General features: G+C 31.5%; 1 protein-coding gene. It reads left to right on the plus strand.

Translation table 11 applies throughout. The annotated features are described in order from the left end of the window. Positions 1–494, plus strand: a 494-nt coding sequence (locus L2764_RS27530; protein ID WP_248943508.1) for a hypothetical protein, incomplete at its 5' end; no start/stop codon positions are given. Between the last annotated feature and the right edge of the window lie 157 nt (positions 495–651).

Here is a 651-nt window from a genome sequence, read left to right on the forward strand (position 1 = left end):
TTTTGTCATATAATGATTGCACTAAAGTTACTGAAAGAATAAATAAAATAGACAATAAAGCCATAACCGGTCAGTTCTTAAAAGACACAAACAGGGCTGATTATTTCTTAAATGGCGAAAAAATGGCATCGAGTGAAGTCGAAGGTACCTTTGCTAACAAAGTCAATGTACAGAGGGGGATTTGTCAAACTATATTTGCAGAAATTCTAAAAGATCTTCAGGAAAAAAGAGGAATGCATCTTGATGTACCAGGAGTTGGAGATACAGCTGATATTCAATATAGAATACAAACCAATAAAAATAACTCATCATTTGATATTCAAATAAGTTTAAGAAAGGATATAACAACAATGAAAGATAATGAGTATTTTAATGACTATTTAGCCATAGTCGATGACAGTCCTAATTCAGTTAACTCATTAAAAATAGAAGCTAATATTAAATGTGACGGAGACAACATAGTTGTGACTAAGATTACACAGTCCATTACATAAACACACTAAAAAACTAGTTCAAAATGAAATAGAAAACTCAGTCATTACCCTCAATTTTATGCACCTTTTAAAGTTATGGAAGCTGCAAAAATGGTAACAAAATAATTGGTAGTATTATTCATCCCTACCCGCGATAATCCGTATTTATCACTGGTAG

Source organism: Shewanella surugensis (assembly GCF_023284005.1).
GTDB lineage: Bacteria > Pseudomonadota > Gammaproteobacteria > Enterobacterales > Shewanellaceae > Shewanella > Shewanella surugensis.